Below are 19,695 nucleotides of genomic sequence, written 5' to 3' on the forward strand. Positions count from 1 at the left end.
GATGGGTGGATATATGAAGCACTCTATCTCTAAGGGGTACTTAACATGCTGATTTATGTGATTCCATTAATTTTATTAATCATTGTTTTGATCGTCGTTAAAAAACGGCAGGATGCTCAAGGGTCAGATAAACCAAAAGCAAATACAGCTAAAGCGAGAAAAACTGCAAGTTCAGCACGAACCACCCCGGCAAAATCCCGAGTAGTGGAAGAACCTGCAGCTAAATCACAGGAAGCTGTTGCGCTTTCAGCAGATCTGCGCAAGAAGATTGAACGCTTAATCAGTGAAGGAAATTTCTTTGCCGCTGAAGCACAAATCAATCAGGCGCTCAAGAAAGACAACCGTCAGCATGAACTGTATCTGTTACTCCTTGATATCCATATTCAGCAGAAAGACGAGTTTGCCATTTCCCAGCTGATCAACCATGTCCGTTCACTCGGTCTGGAAGATATTCTTGCACAGGCAGAAGCTAAAAAGGCAGAATTTGAAAATTCAGCTACGTCGACCAAGGATACAATCGACTTCCCTTCTGCTCAGTTAAGTGCTGGATCACCAGTGTCTGAACCTACACCTGTAGACAACAGTGCTGCCTTTGAAGAACTCTCTCCAACCCACAGCCCTGTAGTTAATGATCTAGCTTTTGATGAACTACAACAAGAAAACCAACCTCAAAAAGCAGTATTTGAGCCAGCACCATCGCAGAATGATATCCAACCGCTGGAATTCAATTTTGAGCCTAGCTTCAGCAAACCAGCAAGTGATGAACTTAAGGAACAGTCAGTCTCTACTGGTTTAGAATTTAACTTCTCTGAATCTCCTTCAATATCTGAACCTACACCTACCACATCTGATACTGCTTCACCAACACCAAACTTTAGCTTTGATTTAAATACATCAACGACCGCTGAAACTGAAAGCACACCTGTTGCAGAACCGGAAACGGCAGTACCAGTCATAGACTTTAGTCTTGACCTAGCCAGCTCAGAAACACCTGAAGTAACATCGTCTCCTACAGAGGTAGTTCAGCCTCTTGATTTCTCTTTCTCAGTAGATACAACTCCTACTTCAGATACACAAGCAGAAGTCGCAGCACCAGAGTTTGACTTATCAAGCATAACTACTACTGAACCAACAATTTCTGCAACACCTGCAGTTGCCTCAGAGTTGGATTTTAAACTGGATGCCGTTCCTGAAAAACCAGCCAGCGCTGGAATCAGCTTTGAAATTCCATCTGAGCCTGCTATTTCAACAGTCAACCAAAATGATCCACTGATTCAGTCTTTCCCGGAATTAAAGGAAACTGATGAAGTGGTATTAAATCTGGAATTAGCAGAGCAATATATTCAATTAGGTGCATATGATGCCGCACGTGAAATCTTGTCAGAGAAAGAAGCAGACTATAGCCCGCAACAACGTACCCACGTTGACCTACTACTGAATCGAATCGCTTCTTAAGCAAATTCGTTCTACACTAAAGCAGTCACTATGGCTGCTTTTTTTATGATGAAAAATATTGCATTAATTTACATGGGAGGCACTTTTGGATGCGTTGGCGATCCACTCGCTCCCATGCCTGCCGAAGCTTTTTTTATAAAACTAAAAGAATTATTGAATGAAGATATTCATTCAATAGAGTGCTTCTGCGCCCCTGTCATAAAGGACAGTAGTGCATGCACTGCTCCCGATTGGCTAGCCTTAATCCAATCTATTCAGCAGCTACAGGCTCAGGATTACCAGCACTTTGTCATTATTCATGGCACAGATACCATGAGCTATGCATGTGCTGTGTTAGCACATCTCTTAGGGCAATCTGCCTATGTCGTTTTAACCGGTAGCCAGTATCCATTACTGAATGCAGCAGGTGAGCAGCCACGCGAATTTAGTGACGCGCTGGAAAACCTATGCTTTGCGCTTGACTCCGTACTACAGATCAAGATGGGGGTTTACCTGGCATTTAACCGGGAACTGGTGCATGGTAGAACCGCATTAAAACAGCATACTACTGAACTTAAGGCCTTTGCTGGCATAGATGCAGAAGTGAAAATCCCACCGCAATCTTATACACATACGATTAGTCCACAAGATTTGGTTAAGGCAGAGCAATTTAATTGTATGAGCGTAATGATGCAGCCGATCGGATTAGATCAACAGCTTCGCAATCTTAAGCAATTATTAAATTCACCTCTCCATTTCCTGATTCTGCAAGGCTTTGGTACGGGTAATCTTGCAGTCAATCAAGAACTCATTCAGCTATTTGATGAATTTTATAGTGCGGGCTGTGCCGTGATTCTCACGACCCAAGTACCTTTCGGTAGCACAGACCAACGTTATGCGATTGCCGATTGGGTTAAAGACAGTAAAGTTTTACTCAATGATAGTTATGGTCATGCTGATCTTTATGCAAAAGCCCTGAAAATGTATTTACAATACGACACCGTAGAGCAATGGCACCGCCATTGGTACGATTAGTTGAATCTTGAGGTGAATATGCAGCGTTTTGCAGTCGGTATTGAGTTTAGTGGAGCACACTACAGAGGTTGGCAAACCCAACAGCCCGGCGTCGCAAGCGTGCAGGAAACCATTGAAAAGGTGCTGTCTAAAGTTGCCAATGAACCAATAATCCTACACGGTGCAGGCCGCACTGATGCCGGTGTGCATGCTACCAATATGGTTGCTCATTTTGACACGTCTGCTGATCGCTCTATATATGGCTGGCTGCGAGGCTGCAATAGCCAGCTACCGAAAGATATTGCGATTCAGTGGATTCAGGAAATGGATATGGATTTTCATGCCCGTTTTAAAGCTCAAGCCCGTCGTTATCGCTATGTCGTCTATAACCATCCAGTTCGTTCTGCGTTGCTACACAAGCAAGTCACCCATATCCATTACGACCTAAATGTCGACAAGATGATTCAGGCTGCGATGAAGTTTGAAGGTACACATAATTTTGAAAGTTTCCGTGCCTCTGCCTGCCAATCCAATCAACCCGTACGCCATGTGCATCACTGCTGCCTAATCCGTCATGGTCACTATCTGGTACTGGATATTCAGGCTGATGGCTTCCTGCATCATATGGTACGCAATATCATGGGCTGCTTACTGGAAATTGGTCAGGGCATGTATGAGATTGACCATATTGACGAGATTTTTGCAGCCGAAGACCGTAAAGCGGCTGGTGTGACTGCCCCACCAGATGGACTCTACTTTATTCAGGCCCATTATCCAGAACACTTTAATTTACCGAAAGTGCCCTTAGGTCCACATTGGTTGAATATGCCGGAATAAGCTAATTATTTTTAGTGTTTAAATCCCTCCTAACCTCCCTTTTTAAAGGGAGGAACTCCCTTCCTGAGCAAAGCTTAAGCACTGCTTTAAGCTGAAGCACAAGAAAGGAGGGACTTAGGGAGGTAATTAACGCTGCTTCCGTTTTCTATACTCTACCGGTGTTTCATTGGTCCAGCGTTTAAAAGCACGATAGAAAGTACTTGGTTCAGAGAAACCTGTTAGATATACAATCCGTTCTACACTTTCAGTCGTTCCCGCCAATAAACGCTTTGCCAAGCGACAGCGATAATCCGACAGGATTTGCTGAAAGCTGGTATTGGCTTCGCTCAGCTGGGTACGTAAACGGCGTGGCGTGATATTCAGCTGTGCGGCAACCGTTTCTAGCGTCGTTTCACCACTTTCCAAGGTTGAACCGATGGCACGACGAACTTCACCGACCAAATCATAGCGTGCCAGTTCTTGCAGCTTTTCAATCGCCAATTGCTCATGTAATTGAAGCAATTCTGGCTCTGCCTGCCAGAGGGGAAATTCAAGAATACTTGGATCAAAATACAAACGGGTTTCTTTCTGCCCTAGACTGACAGGGCATTCATAGACTCGGAAGTATTCATCATCGGGTGCACCTTTGGAAAAATTGAAGTCGATATAGATCGGTTCAAAGCGCCCCTCAGTAATAAACTTAAAGAAACGCAGCACGCCAGACATGGCACATTCAGTGAAATGACGGTTGACAATATTCTCGGCAAAAGGTTGCTCGCCATTGGTTAAATAGCAGCGATCATCTTCAATGACCAGTTGAGCATGGAAGGCGTCACTGATTAGACGCTGATATGCCAAGGCACGTTTTAGCCCCTCACCAAAGTTTTCCGATGAAATAAACAAATGCTCAATCACCTGACCACGGTATAGTGGCAAGTGTTCACCCAAATGTAAGCCGATATCGGGGTCCTTACTGACCTCTTCTGCCGCAACCCAGAATGCATATTGCGCACTCAAAGGGGTACGGTCATTGGCTTCAACCTGGTTTAAGGCGACCCCTGCTTTAGTAAGCAATTCTTCGGTTGGCAAACCCGCACGACGTATCGCCTGGTAGCCTAATCGCAGTACAACCGATGCATCTGTTAGCTGACCCACTCAAAAACCTTCCTTGTATGTGCTTCATTTATACCCAAAAAGATATTTTTTAGATTAACTGTGATTGACCAAACTGACAACATGGTCGGGCACTTTTTTCGTGAAAATATTTGTACTGATGCTTCGCATATTTTGCTTTCATATGATCAGTCTAAAGCCTGCTATGCCTTGTGTTATACGAAAAAATTGACTATAATTTGCGCCTTTCTAATTTATTCTTTTAGGTAGGCTATGGCCAATAAAGAGGAACTCATCGAGTTCGAAGGCGTTGTCACCGAGACGCTTCCTAATACTATGTTCCGTGTACGTTTAGAAAACGGTCACGAAGTGATTGCTCATATCTCTGGTAAAATGCGTAAACACTACATCCGTATTTTGACTGGCGACAGTGTAAAAGTGGAGATGACTCCTTACGACTTAACTAAAGGTCGTATCACTTATCGTGCACGCTAAGATTTAGCGCTAGTAAAAAGCCACTGATCAGGGTGGCTTTTTTTGTGCCTGTTATTTCAGGCTCAAACCTTGACCGTGTGTCAAATTACAACAATAAGCTCATTTTCGACTCGCTACAATAAAACCAATGGCGTTTTTTGTAGGAGTCAGAATATGTTATCTGCATTTCGCCAAATGAAACTCGCGTTGCCGAGCATGCTTCTGCTGTTATTTGCATGTACCCATACGCCCACACTAACCCAAGCCGAACGTGATGCTTATCTACAGCAATACATTGGACAATCCAGTCAAAGCATTTATGCTAACCTGGATTTAAGCAAACTGGGCTATCAGCAGGTTAATGAACCTGTACTTTCAGAAAAACAACTGGTCTATATCGTACAGCGCCCTGTCGCCCTTCCACTCTCTGTCGCGCAGCACCCGGTTGCCGGTACGGGTACAGTACCGATTCCAGTAACCCATAGCCCATCACGCGGCTATGATGTGAATCTGCAATGTAAAATCGTATTCGAATTGAAAGACAATATTGCTCAAGCAGTGAAATATACCGGTCGAACCTGCTAATCCAGCAGACATAAAAAAACGCAGCCTCGGCTGCGTTTTTTGTTGGTCTAGAAACTTAGCCTAATGCAGCAACCACTGCCTGACCCATTTCCACAGTACCAACTTTGCTCATGCCTTCAGACATAATGTCTGCAGTACGTAGACCTTGATCCAGTACGTTACCTACCGCATCTTCAATCGCTTTCGCAGCCGCTTCTTCACGGAAGGTATAACGCAGCATCATTGCAACAGAAAGAATTGTTGCTAATGGGTTTGCCAAGTTTTGACCTGCGATGTCTGGTGCAGAACCATGACATGGCTCATACATACCTTTGCCATTCTCATCTAATGATGCAGATGGCAACATACCGATTGAACCGGTTAGCATTGCCGCTTCGTCAGATAAGATGTCACCAAACAGGTTAGACGTTACAATTACATCAAATTGTTTAGGCGCACGTACCAGCTGCATTGCAGCATTGTCGACATACATATGCGACAGGTTGATCTCTGGATATTGCTGTTCTTTCAGTGCAGTAACGGTTTGTTTCCAAAGCTCAGTTACTTCAAGGACATTGGCTTTATCGACTGAACATACTTTACCGCCACGCAGGCCAGCAAGTTCAAATGCAACTTTAGCGATACGCTTGATTTCAGATTCTGAATAAACATCCGTGTTGAAACCTTGTTTTTCGCCATTTTCCAGTTCACGGATACCACGTGGTTGACCGAAGTAAATACCACCCGTCAATTCACGCACGATCAGGATATCCAGACCAGCGACAATTTCAGGTTTTAAGCTAGATGCATCAGCAAGTTGCGGATAAAGAATCGCTGGACGCAAATTAGCAAACAGGTTCAATTCGCTACGTAATTTTAACAGACCACGTTCTGGACGGATTGAACGCTCAATGGTATCCCATTTAGGACCACCTACAGCACCAAGCAGAATGGCATCTGCCTTTTTCGCCTGTTCAGAAGTCACATCCGGATAAGGTGCACCATGTGCATCAATTGCAGCACCACCTAACAGACCATGTTCCCAGCTTAGATCTAAATTAAATTTTTCATTTACGCGAGTCAGCACTTGCTCTGCTGCTTTCACAATTTCAGGACCGATGCCGTCACCAGCTAAAATCAAAATTTGTTTAGACATGAGATGTTCCATTTATAAAGTCAGCATTTCGCTGACTGGGTTAAATTTTCTGTTCCACAAACTCAGCAATGCCAGTTTGAACATTGTAAGGTTTGCAGAAGCGTCGAATTGTTTTGGTGTCCTGCAACAGATCTACACAGAGTGGATCAGGTGCAGAGGCCTGTAATAAACTGGTGCTTCGAGCCGAACGCTGGCGATACATCTTAAAGGTGTATTTATGCTTGGCCTGGAAGTTCTGGAATACATGTAAAACTTCGGCCTTATCCGGACTAATCGGATAAAAGCGCACCACCAGTTCATGCTGCCCCGCGGGTACCGCCAGGTAAACCGGATTCGGGTCTTTCAAGCTTTGTGCCTGTAAACGCACAAGCTTAAGTTTGAGCGCCTCGCTCTCTACATGCCGGTTTTCAGCATTGATGATCTTGATATCATCAATACGTTCAAAATTACAATCGTGAGTACCTGAGCAATAGATCAGCGCTTCTGATCCATTTGTCCCACTTGGAGCTGAATCTGTTAATTTCTTCAACTGCATCGTATCGATGGTCTGACATGCTGTCATTAACATCGAAACCGTACCCAATGCAAATAACTGTTTCCAATAGCTGGCCATGCTGAATGTCTAACCCAAACGAAAATTCCATGATTTCACGATATTAGCAAGGGTTAGACTTTCCCGCTATGACAATTTAACTGGATTTAGTCACTAATTTCTGCAAATACCCAAGGGCGTGAAGCTTTGGTTTTTTCTTCATAAGCGCGAATGGCATCCGCATCTTGCAAAGTTAAACCGATATCATCCAAGCCATTTAACAGGCAGTGCTTGCGGAATGGATCCACTTCAAACTTGAAGCTTTCACCAGACGGCGTACGCACTTCTTGCGCTGCAAGGTCGATGGTTAATTGATAACCTTCTGTCGCAGCGCATTCTTTAAATAACTGATCCACGATTTCTTCAGACAGAATCACGGGCAACATGCCGTTTTTAAAGCTGTTATTGAAGAAAATATCCGCATAGCTTGGCGCAATCACGGTACGGAAGCCGTATTCATTCAATGCCCATGGCGCATGCTCACGGCTTGAACCACAACCGAAGTTGGCACGTGAAATTAAAATCGAGGCACCTTGGTAACGTGGTTTGTTTAATTCAAAATCCGGGTTTAACGGACGTTTTGAATTATCTTGACCTAAATAGCCTTCATCCAAGTAACGCAATTCATCAAATAAGTTTTCACCAAAACCGGTACGTTTGATCGATTTTAAGAACTGTTTTGGAATGATTAAATCAGTATCTACATTGGCACGGTCTAATGGTGCAACGATACCCTGTTCAACGGTATAAGCCTTCATGTCTTTGCTCCTATTAGCCGATTAGAATGAACGTACGTCAACAAAGTGACCGGCAATAGCTGCTGCCGCTGCCATTGCTGGGCTTACCAAGTGGGTACGACCGCCATTGCCCTGACGACCTTCGAAGTTACGGTTTGACGTTGAAGCACAGTGCTCGCCCGATTGCAATTTGTCAGCATTCATTGCCAAGCACATAGAACAACCTGGTTCACGCCATTCAAAGCCTGCTTCGATCAAGATTTTGTCCAAACCTTCAGCTTCAGCTTGGGCTTTTACCAAACCAGAACCTGGAACGACCATTGCCTGTTTAATGCTTGATGCTACTTTCTTGCCTTTCGCCACTTCAGCTGCAGCACGAATATCTTCAATACGTGAGTTGGTGCAAGAACCGATAAATACGCGGTCTAACTGGATATCAGACAATGCCTGACCTGCTGTTAAGCCCATATATTGGTAAGCACGTGTCCAGTCATTGCGCTGAACATCATCTTTCGCCTGCTCCAAAGTTGGAACTGCTTGAGACACAGGAATTACCATCTCAGGAGAAGTACCCCAAGATACTTGTGGCTCAATCTCTTCACCTTGCAAGACCACAACGGTATCGAAGTGCGCATCTTCATCAGAATGCAAGGTATTCCAGTAAGCAACTGCTTGATCCCACTGCTCGCCTTTCGGTGCATATGGACGGTCTTTTACATATTCAATAGTCTTGTCATCGACAGCGACCATGCCGACACGTGCACCGCCTTCGATCGCCATGTTACATACGGTCATACGACCTTCAATCGACATGTCACGGAATACTTGGCCGCCGAATTCAATCGCATGACCTGTACCGCCTGCAGTCCCGATTTTACCGATAATTGCCAAAACCACATCTTTAGGTGTTACGCCTTGACCCAATTTACCGTCAACGCGTACCAACATGTTTTTCATTTTCTTTTGAACAAGACATTGGGTTGCCAATACATGTTCAACTTCAGATGTACCAATACCATGTGCCAAACAGCCAAAAGCACCATGCGTTGCGGTATGTGAGTCACCACACACAACGGTCATGCCTGGCAAGGTCAAGCCCTGCTCAGGCCCCACAACATGCGCGATCCCTTGGCGGATATCGTTAATATCGAATTCAACGATATCGAAAGTCTTACAGTTGTCATCTAAAGTTTGTACCTGGATACGTGAAGTTTCATCTTCAATCCCAGAAATACCCTCTGAACGTTCTTTAGTAGAAGTCGGTACGTTATGGTCTGGTGTCGCTACGTTGGCACTTAAACGCCATGGTTTACGACCCGCCAGTTGTAAGCCTTCGAATGCCTGCGGAGAAGTTACTTCATGCAATAAATGACGGTCGATATAGAGTAAAGCTGAACCATCGTCACGCTGTTTTACTAAATGGTCATCCCATAACTTATCGTATAATGTTTTTGCTGTTTGGGTCTCGCCTGCCATGTCGATGTGCTCCACTGGACTGGGTAAATTCTATCTCTAATTTTGATTATATCGCTGCAATCACATAAATCTAATTTATCATTTTTATTAGTTAATAAACTTTTTGGAATCTTTGAAATCGAAGTTTAAACAAGTAGATATTGATTTTTATTTAATCTAATTTATCGATCATTTTCTTCAATATATTCGTTTTTACAAATTAAATGAGAATTATTATTATTTCTTCATACAGAACACATTCAATCTCTTTTGAGGAATATCGACATGGCACACGTTCAAAAATTTGTTGTAGATAACCAGCGTATGTTCAAGAAAACCTTGAGCTACCACATCATGCACATCACTGTCGCCATGTTAGTGGGATATTTCGTGACTGGCAGTTTAGCCATGGCGATTGCATTGAGCTTATTAGAACCCACTGTTCAGGCGGTTGCTTTCTTCTTCCACGAAAAAGCGTGGGAAGGCAAAACTGAACAAAACAATAATGAGGAAATCACCGCTTAAATTTTTTCTGTCGCTATTCCTCGTTTTGCCACCGCTTACCCTCGTTGGCTTTTTTTATAATGAATATCCTGCGCTTATAAAGTGTTTTTCTTACTGCAAGCTACAATTTTCATCAGTCAATTCTGTTGAAAACAATGAATGTCGTAATTTACAGCAATAGATACAACTTTTCCTTTGATTTATTCTTAAAATATTACAACAATAGATATACGCATAAAAAATCTTTATAGGTAATTAAGATGAATCTCGCAGCCTTTGAAGCCTTTGTAAAAGTCATGGAAACTGGATCAATTTCTCTGGCGGCAGATCAGCTTTTTATTACCCAACCCGCTGTGACTAAACGTATTCATAGTCTGGAAGAGTACTTTGGGGTCAAACTGTTTGAATCCGCTGGTCGTGGCGTACAAGCCACTCATGCCGCCCATTCACTATTACCTAAAGTGAAGAACTGGCTGAATGAACTGGGCGATATCCACCATACCCTCAGTCATGAGCAAGGCCAGATTCAAGGCAAACTGAAAATCGGTACCAGCCATCATATTGGCCTGCATCACCTTCCAGCACACTTGCGTCAATATGTACTGCAATATCCGGATGTCACTTTGGATGTGCACTTTGTCGATTCCGAACAGGCACATGAACAAGTGATTGCCGGTGATCTGGAACTGGCTTTCCTGACGCTGCCTCCGCATGGCGATGAGCGCCTAAACTACGTCACCATCTGGAATGATCCATTGGTGTTTGTCGTAGCACCATTTCATCCATTGGCTCAGCAAAAGAATCTGTCACTAGAGGATTTGATTCACTATCCAAGCCTGTTACCGTCTGCGCAAACATATACCACGCAGATCACTATGGCCGAATTTGAGAAACGTGGTGTTAAACCAAAAATCACCATGAGTAATAATCCATTGGAATCGATCCGTATGCTGGTTTCAATTGGTTTGGGCTGGTCAGTACTGCCACAAACCTTGGTCAATCATGACCTACAACAACTGGATATTCCTCTAGAAATGAACCGCCAGCTCGGTATGGTTTGGCATCCAGGACGTACCCAGTCTAAAGCCGCACAGGCTCTAGTTGAGCTAATGCAACAACCTAAACTCTAAGCTGATTCATTTTAAAATAAGATGCTGCGATGGATTCAATTCGCAGCATTTTGTTACCTAAATGGCCAACAACTGCATCCTGCTTTGCATTAAGTTTAAAGAATTCCCTGCCCGGATTGACCAGCGGAATATCATAAAATTCTTAATGGAGTCTGATGGATGCAGCCCGATTCAACCTTATCTACAACCGAACAGCCAAATAATAAAACGTCGTTAAATCTAGAAGATGACAGTCCTTGGCAACAGGGTAAGATTCGCCTGCTCCCAACGCCCAATTTAAACTTTGATGATATTGCCACGGCGCGCCATGTCATCCGTGAATATTTTCTGAATACCTTTGATACTTACGAATCCCTGTTTGACTGCTTACGCAATAAAGAGGCTTTTTATGTCAAACCCATCAGCCTGCGCCATCCGCTGATTTTCTATTTCGGCCATACCGCCACTTTTTTTGTCAATAAACTGCTGCTCAGCAAACTGATTCCTGAACAGCTGAATCCGCATATGGAAAGTATCTTTGCCATTGGCGTGGATGAAATGAGTTGGGACGATCTGGATGAACAGAACTACAACTGGCCGGATGTTAATGAAGTAAAAGAGTATCGACATCGGGTCCGAGCACTGGTACTGAAAATTATTGAGAATGCACCTTTAGAATTACCGATCAACTGGCAAAATCCATGGTGGTCAATCCTGATGGGAATTGAGCATGAACGGATTCATCTGGAAACTTCATCGGTATTAATCCGGCAGCATCAGCTGCAATATGTACAGAATCACCCGTTATGGCAGGCCCGAATTCTCACTGGCCCTGCCCCAGAAAATCAGCTACTGCCTGTTCCTGCGGGGACGATTCGACTCAATAAAACCTTCGCTGATCCCTATTATGGCTGGGACAATGAATATGGCCTGCATGAAGCTGAGATCAGTGAGTTTCAAGCTTCGCAGTTTTTAGTCTCTAATCAGGAGTTCTGCAGCTTTGTCGAAGCTGAAGGCTATCAGCATCCTGAATATTGGGGCGAAGAAGGCAAAGCCTGGCTGGAATTTGCTGAAGCCCAGCATCCAACTTTCTGGATCAAGAAAGAAGATGACTGGCATTTGCGTATCATGCTGGAAGAAATCCCAATGCCGTGGGACTGGCCAGTTGAAGTGAATTACCATGAAGCTAAAGCCTTCTGTCACTGGAAATCAGCACAGACTGGTAAATCGATTCGCCTACCAACTGAAGATGAATGGTATCGACTGTATGAGCATGTTGGCTTGGATCCCAATTTACCCATGCCACTAGAGGCCAATATCGCTTTACAGCATGCACCAACTCCTTGCCCGGTGCATCAGTTCCAGCAAGGTGAGTTTTGTAATGTGCAAGGCAATGTCTGGCAATGGACTGAAACTGCGGTTTATCCTTTTGAAGGTTTTCAAGTGCATCCGATCTATGATGACTTCAGTACCCCGACCTTTGATGATGGGCATAATCTGATGAAAGGTGGTTCATGGATTTCTGGCGGTAATGAAGCTTTGCATAGTTCCCGCTATGCCTTTAGACGACACTTTTTCCAGCATGCCGGTTTTCGCTATGTAGCGGCATCAGATAGAGTAGTTTCGGCTTATCAATCACATTATGAGACGGATGAACTGATTTCGCAGTATCTGGAATTTCAGTATGGTCAGGAATATTTTAACGTTCCTAATTTTGCTAAATCTCTCATTACCCTCGCCCAGCCATATTTTGCAGAAATTGCCAGGAAAAAAGCACTGGATATTGGCTGTGCCACAGGACGTGCCAGCTTTGAACTGGCTCAGCATTTTGAACAGGTCACTGGGCTAGATTTCTCGGCACGATTTATTCAGCAAGGTGTAGCGCTGGCCCAAGGTGAAACCCTACGTTATACCGTCCCGGTTGAAGGTGAACTGGTCGAATATAAATCCTGTTCACTTAAAGATTTTGGGCTCGATCAAGTTGCTCATAAGGTCGAATTCTATCAAGCCGATGCTTGTAACCTAAAACCGCAGTTTAAAGATTACGATTTCATTCTGGCCGCCAATCTGATTGACCGCCTGCATCATCCTAAAGCCTTTCTGACTGAGATCCATCATCGACTAAATATCGGTGGTATTCTAATGCTGGCTTCGCCTTATACCTGGCTGGAAGAACATACCGCGCGTAGTGAATGGCCCGGTGGTTTTAAACAGGCTGGAGAAAACTTTAGAACCTTAGATGGAATACGGGAATTGCTCAGTCCACATTTTGAAGTGCTGGCTAAACCGGTAGATGTACCTTTTATAATTCGTGAAACAGCGCGTAAATATCAGCATACCCTGTCGCAAGTGACTTTATGGAAACGCGTACGTTAAGATGTCAAAACCAAATAAAAAAGCCAGTTATCGAACTGGCTTTTGGGTGTTTAAAGACACATTTAGCTTTCGCTAGTTGCATCCTCATGCAGGGATTCATTCAGTTGGTCTACCACGATGGCCCATTCACCATCAGACGCAATTTTTTCAGCAAGGAACTGGCGCTGTGCTTCGGACCAGTATGGTGCATCCATCAGGGTAAAATCCTTATGCAGCTGATGGTCGTTTATGAAGGTCGCAATACCTTCCTCGCTGGCATCCAGGCCCAACTGTTCAAATAGGTGCGTCATGCGTGGTCTTACTTTGTTCATTTCAACTACCTCTGAGTTTCCCTTATTCTCATTATGCAAATTAAGCTTAGCATGAGCTGAAGCAAGGTAGTGTGACAATAGTTTATTTTTCATCTTGAAACTGTGCACATAAAAAAGCACAACCCGAGTTGTGCTTCACAGATTTAAACGATTCAGATGATTAAATCGACCAGTCCTGAATTTCCCAGCCCTGCTCTTTGGCCAGAGCTTCCAGACGGTCATCTGGATTGACTGCAATAGCATGATCCGCATGTTCCAGCAGGAAACGGTCATTGATCGAATCCGAATATGCCCAAGACTCAGTCACATCACGGCCTTCCAGCCACTGTTCTAGACGGACGAGTTTGCCTTTCTGGTAACAGGCAGTATTAATCACTTTACCGGTGTATTTGCCATCCACGATTTCAGCATTGGTAGCGATAATTTCAGTAATCCCAAATTCACGGAAGATTGGCGCAGTAATAAAGTCCGAAGTCGCAGTGATCCCGACCAGCTCATGTCCTGCTTCACGGTGGCGTTCAATTGCTTTGAAACCTTCTGGGCGCATTTGGGGACGAATGACTTTTTGCATGAATAATTGATGCAATTCAGTCAAATAATCATTGTCATGTTGAGTTAAAAATTCAAATACAAATTCATTATAAGCATATGGGTCCAACTGACCTTTTTTATAATCTTCATAGAACTTGTCATTCATGGCACGGTGGTGAACAGGATCAACCAGGCCCTCATTGACCAAGAATTCTCCCCAAGAATGATCCGAATCTGTATTTAACAAGGTGTGATCGAGATCAAATAGCGCCAATTTCATAAAAATACTCGTAAAAACTGAAATTTAAGAAAAAAATTGTAAATCTATCTCCGCTAGTCGATAGAAATTCGTTAAGATCATAGCAATTTTAACATTTTTAAACTTTGCTTTTTTCGTGCTGGATACAGAAATAAAAATCCCCGAGGGCAAAGGCATAAATTACACAATATTAGGTGCCAAATGATCGACTCTGAAGGTTTCCGACCGAATGTCGGGATCATTTTGGCAAACGATGCTGGACAAGTTTTATGGGCGAAGCGCATTGGACACAATGCATGGCAATTTCCACAAGGAGGGATCCAACATGGAGAAACCCCTGAGCAGGCACTCTACCGTGAGCTGAGAGAAGAAGTTGGCTTACTGCCCGAACATGTCCAAATTGTAGCGCAAACCAAAGGCTGGCTGCGTTATCGTTTGCCGCACCGGTACATTCGTACGGATTCAGATCCTGTGTGTATCGGTCAGAAACAAAAGTGGTTTTTACTCAAACTGACGGCGTCGGTACAGAACATTCAGCTTGATCTGTCCGATCCACCCGAATTTGATCAATGGCAGTGGGTCAGTTACTGGTACCCACTCGGTCAGGTCGTGAATTTTAAACGTGACGTATACCGCAAGGCCATGGTAGAACTGTGTCAGCAACTTCCTATAGAAAAACCTTAAAAATTGCATAATTATGCAGATTTTTTAGGCAGTTATTGTTATAAATAAAGAAGATACCGGAACCTAAATCACTAAGGAGCAGCGCGAATGTCGAATATGCAACTGGAGACCCTGAGACGCATTGTTCAAGAGATCAATGCGTCAGCCAGTTTGCATGAATCACTCGACATTATGGTCAATCAGGTGGCCCATGCGATGCAGGTCGACGTCTGCTCCATTTATTTGCTGGATGAGCGTAACCAGCGCTATCTGCTGATGGCATCTAAGGGCCTGAAACCCGAAGCAGTAGGCCATGTCTCACTGCAAACTGGTGAAGGTCTAGTGGGTCTGGTTGGACAGCGTGAGGAAATTGTTAACCTCGACAATGCTCCAAAGCATGAACGCTTCCTGTACCTGCCGGAAACCGGTGAAGAAATTTATAACTCCTTCCTCGGTGTGCCAGTCATGTACCGCCGTAAGGTCATGGGCGTCCTGGTTGTTCAGAATAAAGAGTCTCAGGATTTCTCTGAAGCGGCTGAATCTTTCCTGGTGACCCTCTGCGCTCAACTCTCTGGCGTGATTGCGCATGCACATGCAGTCGGTAATATTGATGTCTTCCGTAAACCTAGCAATCTGCCTGCCTATAAAACTTTCCAAGGTGTATCGGGTTCCGGTGGTATTGCCTTAGGTCGTGCGGTAATTCTGTATCCACCTGCTGATTTGGCGGCTGTTCCAGATCGTGAAGCAGATGATATTAGCGAAGAACTGGCCCTGCTTGATAATGCGCTGAGTTCAGTACGAGAAGAAATTCAGTCTTTAGATGACAAAATGCAAGATGCCCTCATGGCCGAGGAGCGTGCGCTGTTTAGCGTGTTCCTGCGTATGCTGGATGAAAATGCCCTGCCAGCTGAAATCAAGGAATTGATTCGCGAAGGCCATTGGGCTCAAGGTGCAGTACGGATTGTCATTGAAAATCATGTGGCGCAGTTTGCCCAGATGGAAGATGATTATTTGCGTGAACGCGTTGCTGACCTGAAAGATTTAGGCCGCCGGATTCTGGCGAAATTACAAGAGGCTGATGAGAGCCATCGCGAACTGACCGATGAAAGCATCCTGATTGGCGAGGAAATCTCGACTGCAGCATTGGTTGAACTTCCTGTCGATAAAATCGCAGCGATCGTCACCACTGAAGGTGCCATGAACTCGCATATGGTGATTGTGGCGCGTGCACTTGGCATTCCAACCGTGGTCGGTGTGACTGAAATGCCAATTAATACCCTTGATGATGTCGAAATGATTGTCGATGCACATCAGGGTCGCGTTTTTATCAATCCGCCGCGTCGTCTGCGTACCCGTTATAAAGAGATTCAGAAAGAAGAAGAACAGATCGCCAAAGACCTGCGACAGTACGAAACCAAGGATGCAATTACACCAGATGGTATAGCTGTTCGCCTGTTTGTAAATACCGGTCTGATGATTGATGTTGTGCGCGGTGTACAGCGCGGTGCCAAAGGTGTAGGCCTGTACCGTTCTGAAATTCCATTTATGTTACGCGACCGCTTTCCTGGCGAGGAAGAACAGCGTGCCATTTACCGTCAGCAACTTACGCATTTCGCTAACAAGCCTGTGGTGATGCGTACCCTGGATATCGGGGCCGATAAAGATCTGCCCTATTTCTCGATTGAGGAAGAAAACTCAGCATTGGGTTGGCGCGGGATTCGTTTCACGCTTGATCATCCAGAAATTTTCTCTTCACAGATTCGTGCCATGCTGAAAGCCAGTATTGGCCTGAATAATCTGCATATCCTATTACCGATGGTGACCAGTGTCAGTGAAGTGGAAGAAGCGCTGTATTTACTGGAGCGTGACTGGGTTGCCGTACAGGAAGAAGAACAGGTCAAAATCACCAAGCCAAAAATCGGCATTATGGTGGAAGTACCGAGCGTCCTACATCAGATAGATGAGTTTTCTGAGTTTGTCGATTTCTTCTCGGTGGGTTCTAATGATTTAACCCAATATTTACTGGCAGTGGATCGTAATAATCCGCGTGTGGCTAACGTCTATTCGCATTTGCATCCTGCCGTATTACGTGCCTTGACTCGTTTGGTACAGGACTGTCATCGTAATGAAAAGCCAATCAGTATCTGCGGTGAAATGGCGGGTGATCCGATCTCGGCAGTGCTATTAATGGCAATGGGCTTTAATACCCTGTCGATGAGTTCGAGCAATATTCTGCGGGTACGTAAAACGATCTGTCATGTGCCAATGCCGGATGCGCAGGACTTATTAGAACATGTATTGAAACTGGATAATCCGCTGGTGGTGAAAAGCTGGATGGAACATTATTTCCGGACCCATGGTCTGGGAGATATGGTGAAAGGTGCGACCCGAATCGTGGGAGCTTAAGCTGCTAGATTTAGCAAAACTGCCATAAACAAAAGGGAGATAGTCATTTGAGTATCTCCCTTTTTTGTGCTTGCTGTAGCCACGTTTTGCGTCTTTCTTGCGGTCTGTAAACACTTGGCTTTTGTTAACCTCATGCATATGTTTGGCCACAAAGTTGTTGACTACAACCTCTGGCACTACTTTTTTCTTTGCCATCTTCTCACCTGTTTTTTTAATTCAGCATCTGAACGATGCTGTACATATATTGCGCTCTATGAGACAAATTTCAAGGGGTTTTCGATATTTGTTATTAGGCATGAGAGACAGAAGAATAACTTTTTAAAAAGCTATTCTTCTCTTCTTATCACTATCTTATGACTTGATTAATCTTGAGCTAAAGTCCGCTCCAATATCCGCTTAACATCCACCAGTTTAGCACTAATCATACCCATTACCCGACCATGAAAATCACTATAACGTGTCTGAATAAACGCATCGGAAATAAAACCAGGTGCATAACGTTTCAATAATACGGCTTGAGCCAAAATGGTTAAACGGCTGACCAGACTGCGCCCCATAAACTGCAGCTCATCTGCCGGCTGCTGGAACAGCTTAAATAATGTTTGCAGTTCCTGCTTCAGGATTTCATCCTGCATTGTAGTAGAAGCTATATCCTGGAATAGCACTTCGATGGATTCTGGATCACGGCCAATCGCACGCAGTACATCCAGACACATGACATTGCCTGAACCTTCCCAAATGGTATTCACCGGTGCTTCTCTGAAAATTCGTGCCATGATGCCATTATCAACATAACCATTACCGCCAAAGACTTCCATAGTTTCACCAGTCAGCTCTACGGCACGTTTGCAGATCCAGAACTTGGAAGCAGGCGTCATGATGCGTTTCCAAGCGAGTGACAGAGCATCATCATTTTCATAGCAGGAAGCTAAATAAAAACTGAGTTGCATCGCTGCTTCAACTTCCAGTGCCAGATCGATCAGTACTGCTTGCATCAACGGTTGTTCGACCAGATGTTTGCCAAAAGCCTTACGTTGTCGGGTATAGGCCAGACATTGCACCAATGCCTGGCGCAGCATTGCAGTGCTACCGACCGAACAGGTCAGACGCGTGTAATTTGCCATTTCGATAATCGTTGGAATACCTCGTCCGGCTTCGCCGATCATAATGCCCCAAGCTTGCTGAAACTCGACTTCGGAACTGGAGTTACTGCGGTTCCCGACTTTGTCTTTGAGTCGCTGCACATGAATATTGTTCTTGGTACCATCCTCACGCCAGCGTGGCACAAAGAAACATGCCAAGCCATCCTGCTCAGTTTTCGCCACGACCAGATGGGCGTCACACATTGGTGCCGAGAAGAACCACTTATGTCCGGTAATCAGATAAGCTTTTCCGCGACCTGATTCAGCTACAGGTACGGCAATTGTTTCATTCGCTCGTACATCGGAGCCGCCCTGCTTTTCAGTCATGCCCATACCGAGCCAGATTGATTTTTTCTGGGCAATTGGCAGATCACGTTCGTCATATTCGGTAGAGAGTAATTTATCTCCGATTTTGGCCCAGAGTTCCGGTTCACGCTGGATCAAGGGAATACTGCCGAGGGTCATCGAGGTGGGGCATAGACTGCCGCATTCGACTTGTCCGCTGAGGTAAAAACGTGCCGCCCAGTCGACCCATTTCGATGTGGATTCAGCATGATTAAAAGGATGTGCATGGCTATCAAACTGGCGATTGATGCGCATCCACTGATGCCAGGCTGGATGGAACTCAATGTAATCACGACGGCGACCACGGGCATCAAAAGCATGCAAGATTGGTGTATGTCGGTTCGCCAGATCGGCATATTCATAATATTGCGATGAACCTACTACCTGCCCCATCTCAGTGAGAGTAGCTTGATCCTGACTACCGTTTCGCTGCAGGATTTCTTGCAAAATGGTGTCAGTTGTAAAAAGGTTATAGTCTTGCTTTTCATCAAACTGGTTGCTGATCTTATGGGTCGTCCATGTGTTCATCTTATCTTCCTTGGTCTTTATTTTTTGTTGTATGGTTTTCGGTTCAGTATAAAGAAAAAGTTGCTAATACTTATTAAGTTTTCAGTAAAGCAGCCAGCTTTCTATGACTAGACATTCTATGATTTAAATAGACAATCAAATTTCAGACAATAAAAGACCGACTCGA

General features: G+C 44.5%; 18 protein-coding genes. 10 read left to right on the plus strand and 8 right to left on the minus strand.

Annotation, left to right across the window (positions count from 1 at the left end; translation table 11 throughout):
- Positions 1 to 45: 45 nt before the first annotated feature.
- From BS636_RS03440 to truA, 3 genes are read left to right on the plus strand one after another with little or no spacing between them, the layout of a single operon-like run.
- Positions 46 to 1,455, plus strand: a complete 1,410-nt coding sequence (locus tag BS636_RS03440) for a hypothetical protein (RefSeq protein WP_099337523.1) — start codon at positions 46 to 48, stop codon at positions 1,453 to 1,455.
- A 45-nt stretch (positions 1,456 to 1,500) separates the two neighbouring features.
- Positions 1,501 to 2,469 carry an asparaginase gene (locus BS636_RS03445; protein WP_171266054.1) on the plus strand — a complete coding sequence of 323 codons (969 nt, stop codon included), beginning with the start codon at positions 1,501 to 1,503 and terminating at the stop codon, positions 2,467 to 2,469.
- Positions 2,470 to 2,487: 18 nt separating this feature from the next.
- Positions 2,488 to 3,285, plus strand: a complete 798-nt coding sequence (truA, locus tag BS636_RS03450) for a tRNA pseudouridine(38-40) synthase TruA (RefSeq protein ID WP_099337525.1) — start codon at positions 2,488 to 2,490, stop codon at positions 3,283 to 3,285.
- 126 nt (positions 3,286 to 3,411) lie between these two features.
- On the opposite strand, the gene BS636_RS03455 is transcribed toward truA, so the two are convergent.
- Positions 3,412 to 4,419: an AraC family transcriptional regulator gene (locus tag BS636_RS03455; RefSeq protein WP_099337526.1), complete on the minus strand. Its 1,008-nt coding sequence runs from the start codon at positions 4,417 to 4,419 to the stop codon at positions 3,412 to 3,414.
- 231 nt (positions 4,420 to 4,650) lie between these two features.
- On the opposite strand from BS636_RS03455, the gene infA reads away from it, so the two are divergent.
- Together infA and BS636_RS03465 are read left to right on the plus strand one after the other, a co-directional pair.
- A complete protein-coding gene (infA, locus tag BS636_RS03460) occupies positions 4,651 to 4,872 on the plus strand; it encodes a translation initiation factor IF-1 (protein WP_001284370.1) in 222 nt (73 codons plus the stop codon).
- Positions 4,873 to 5,025: 153 nt separating this feature from the next.
- Positions 5,026 to 5,436, plus strand: coding sequence for a hypothetical protein (locus BS636_RS03465; protein ID WP_099337527.1), 411 nt, complete (start codon positions 5,026 to 5,028; stop codon positions 5,434 to 5,436).
- A 55-nt stretch (positions 5,437 to 5,491) separates the two neighbouring features.
- Here BS636_RS03465 and leuB read toward each other — a convergent pair whose 3' ends face one another.
- The 4 genes from leuB to leuC all read right to left on the minus strand — a co-directional run bounded on the left by leuB (position 5,492) and on the right by leuC (position 9,376).
- Complete coding sequence (gene leuB / locus BS636_RS03470; RefSeq protein WP_099337528.1) at positions 5,492 to 6,571, minus strand: 3-isopropylmalate dehydrogenase; 1,080 nt, start codon at positions 6,569 to 6,571, stop codon at positions 5,492 to 5,494.
- Between the two features lie 40 nt (positions 6,572 to 6,611).
- On the minus strand, positions 6,612 to 7,184 hold the full coding sequence (locus BS636_RS03475; RefSeq protein ID WP_099337529.1) for a hypothetical protein: 573 nt from the start codon (positions 7,182 to 7,184) through the stop codon (positions 6,612 to 6,614).
- A gap of 86 nt (positions 7,185 to 7,270) precedes the next feature.
- The gene (leuD, locus tag BS636_RS03480; RefSeq protein WP_099337530.1) at positions 7,271 to 7,921 is read right to left on the minus strand and encodes a 3-isopropylmalate dehydratase small subunit; all 651 of its coding nucleotides are present in this window, start codon (positions 7,919 to 7,921) and stop codon (positions 7,271 to 7,273) included.
- Positions 7,922 to 7,942: 21 nt separating this feature from the next.
- Entirely contained in the window at positions 7,943 to 9,376 is a 1,434-nt protein-coding gene (gene leuC, locus BS636_RS03485) for a 3-isopropylmalate dehydratase large subunit (protein WP_099337531.1), read from the minus strand.
- A gap of 264 nt (positions 9,377 to 9,640) precedes the next feature.
- Between leuC and BS636_RS03490 the strand changes: the two genes are divergently transcribed.
- The 3 genes from BS636_RS03490 to ovoA all read left to right on the plus strand — a co-directional run bounded on the left by BS636_RS03490 (position 9,641) and on the right by ovoA (position 13,344).
- Positions 9,641 to 9,880, plus strand: coding sequence for a DUF2061 domain-containing protein (locus tag BS636_RS03490; protein WP_099337532.1), 240 nt, complete (start codon positions 9,641 to 9,643; stop codon positions 9,878 to 9,880).
- Between the two features lie 239 nt (positions 9,881 to 10,119).
- A complete protein-coding gene (locus BS636_RS03495; RefSeq protein ID WP_099337533.1) occupies positions 10,120 to 10,989 on the plus strand; it encodes a LysR family transcriptional regulator in 870 nt (289 codons plus the stop codon).
- Between the two features lie 159 nt (positions 10,990 to 11,148).
- Positions 11,149 to 13,344 carry a 5-histidylcysteine sulfoxide synthase gene (ovoA, locus tag BS636_RS03500; protein ID WP_099337534.1) on the plus strand — a complete coding sequence of 732 codons (2,196 nt, stop codon included), beginning with the start codon at positions 11,149 to 11,151 and terminating at the stop codon, positions 13,342 to 13,344.
- 62 nt (positions 13,345 to 13,406) lie between these two features.
- Here ovoA and BS636_RS03505 read toward each other — a convergent pair whose 3' ends face one another.
- Together BS636_RS03505 and BS636_RS03510 are read right to left on the minus strand one after the other, a co-directional pair.
- Entirely contained in the window at positions 13,407 to 13,655 is a 249-nt protein-coding gene (locus BS636_RS03505; protein ID WP_099339591.1) for a DUF2789 family protein, read from the minus strand.
- Between the two features lie 160 nt (positions 13,656 to 13,815).
- Positions 13,816 to 14,466 (minus strand): HAD family hydrolase, encoded by a 651-nt coding sequence (locus BS636_RS03510; protein ID WP_099337535.1) that lies wholly within the window; start codon positions 14,464 to 14,466, stop codon positions 13,816 to 13,818.
- 180 nt (positions 14,467 to 14,646) lie between these two features.
- Here BS636_RS03510 and BS636_RS03515 point away from each other — a divergent pair, with 180 nt between their 5' ends.
- Entirely contained in the window at positions 14,647 to 15,129 is a 483-nt protein-coding gene (locus tag BS636_RS03515) for an RNA pyrophosphohydrolase (protein ID WP_099337536.1), read from the plus strand.
- Positions 15,130 to 15,216: 87 nt separating this feature from the next.
- On the plus strand, positions 15,217 to 17,514 hold the full coding sequence (gene ptsP / locus BS636_RS03520; RefSeq protein WP_099337537.1) for a phosphoenolpyruvate--protein phosphotransferase: 2,298 nt from the start codon (positions 15,217 to 15,219) through the stop codon (positions 17,512 to 17,514).
- A gap of 362 nt (positions 17,515 to 17,876) precedes the next feature.
- Here ptsP and BS636_RS03525 read toward each other — a convergent pair whose 3' ends face one another.
- Entirely contained in the window at positions 17,877 to 19,529 is a 1,653-nt protein-coding gene (locus tag BS636_RS03525) for an acyl-CoA dehydrogenase family protein (RefSeq protein ID WP_099337538.1), read from the minus strand.
- Positions 19,530 to 19,695 lie beyond the last annotated feature (166 nt).

This window comes from Acinetobacter sp. LoGeW2-3 (assembly GCF_002688565.1).
Classification (GTDB): domain Bacteria; phylum Pseudomonadota; class Gammaproteobacteria; order Pseudomonadales; family Moraxellaceae; genus Acinetobacter.

Coding starts and splice junctions, on each gene's coding strand:
- BS636_RS03440 (WP_099337523.1), top strand. CDS start 46: ATGCTGATTTATGTGATTCCATTAATTTTATTAATCATTGTTTTGATC.
- BS636_RS03445 (WP_171266054.1), top strand. CDS start 1,501: ATGATGAAAAATATTGCATTAATTTACATGGGAGGCACTTTTGGATGC.
- truA (WP_099337525.1), top strand. CDS start 2,488: ATGCAGCGTTTTGCAGTCGGTATTGAGTTTAGTGGAGCACACTACAGA.
- infA (WP_001284370.1), top strand. CDS start 4,651: ATGGCCAATAAAGAGGAACTCATCGAGTTCGAAGGCGTTGTCACCGAG.
- BS636_RS03465 (WP_099337527.1), top strand. CDS start 5,026: ATGTTATCTGCATTTCGCCAAATGAAACTCGCGTTGCCGAGCATGCTT.
- leuB (WP_099337528.1), bottom strand. CDS start 6,571: ATGTCTAAACAAATTTTGATTTTAGCTGGTGACGGCATCGGTCCTGAA.
- BS636_RS03475 (WP_099337529.1), bottom strand. CDS start 7,184: ATGGCCAGCTATTGGAAACAGTTATTTGCATTGGGTACGGTTTCGATG.
- leuD (WP_099337530.1), bottom strand. CDS start 7,921: ATGAAGGCTTATACCGTTGAACAGGGTATCGTTGCACCATTAGACCGT.
- leuC (WP_099337531.1), bottom strand. CDS start 9,376: ATGGCAGGCGAGACCCAAACAGCAAAAACATTATACGATAAGTTATGG.
- BS636_RS03490 (WP_099337532.1), top strand. CDS start 9,641: ATGGCACACGTTCAAAAATTTGTTGTAGATAACCAGCGTATGTTCAAG.
- BS636_RS03495 (WP_099337533.1), top strand. CDS start 10,120: ATGAATCTCGCAGCCTTTGAAGCCTTTGTAAAAGTCATGGAAACTGGA.
- ovoA (WP_099337534.1), top strand. CDS start 11,149: ATGCAGCCCGATTCAACCTTATCTACAACCGAACAGCCAAATAATAAA.
- BS636_RS03505 (WP_099339591.1), bottom strand. CDS start 13,655: ATGAACAAAGTAAGACCACGCATGACGCACCTATTTGAACAGTTGGGC.
- BS636_RS03510 (WP_099337535.1), bottom strand. CDS start 14,466: ATGAAATTGGCGCTATTTGATCTCGATCACACCTTGTTAAATACAGAT.
- BS636_RS03515 (WP_099337536.1), top strand. CDS start 14,647: ATGATCGACTCTGAAGGTTTCCGACCGAATGTCGGGATCATTTTGGCA.
- ptsP (WP_099337537.1), top strand. CDS start 15,217: ATGTCGAATATGCAACTGGAGACCCTGAGACGCATTGTTCAAGAGATC.
- BS636_RS03525 (WP_099337538.1), bottom strand. CDS start 19,529: ATGAACACATGGACGACCCATAAGATCAGCAACCAGTTTGATGAAAAG.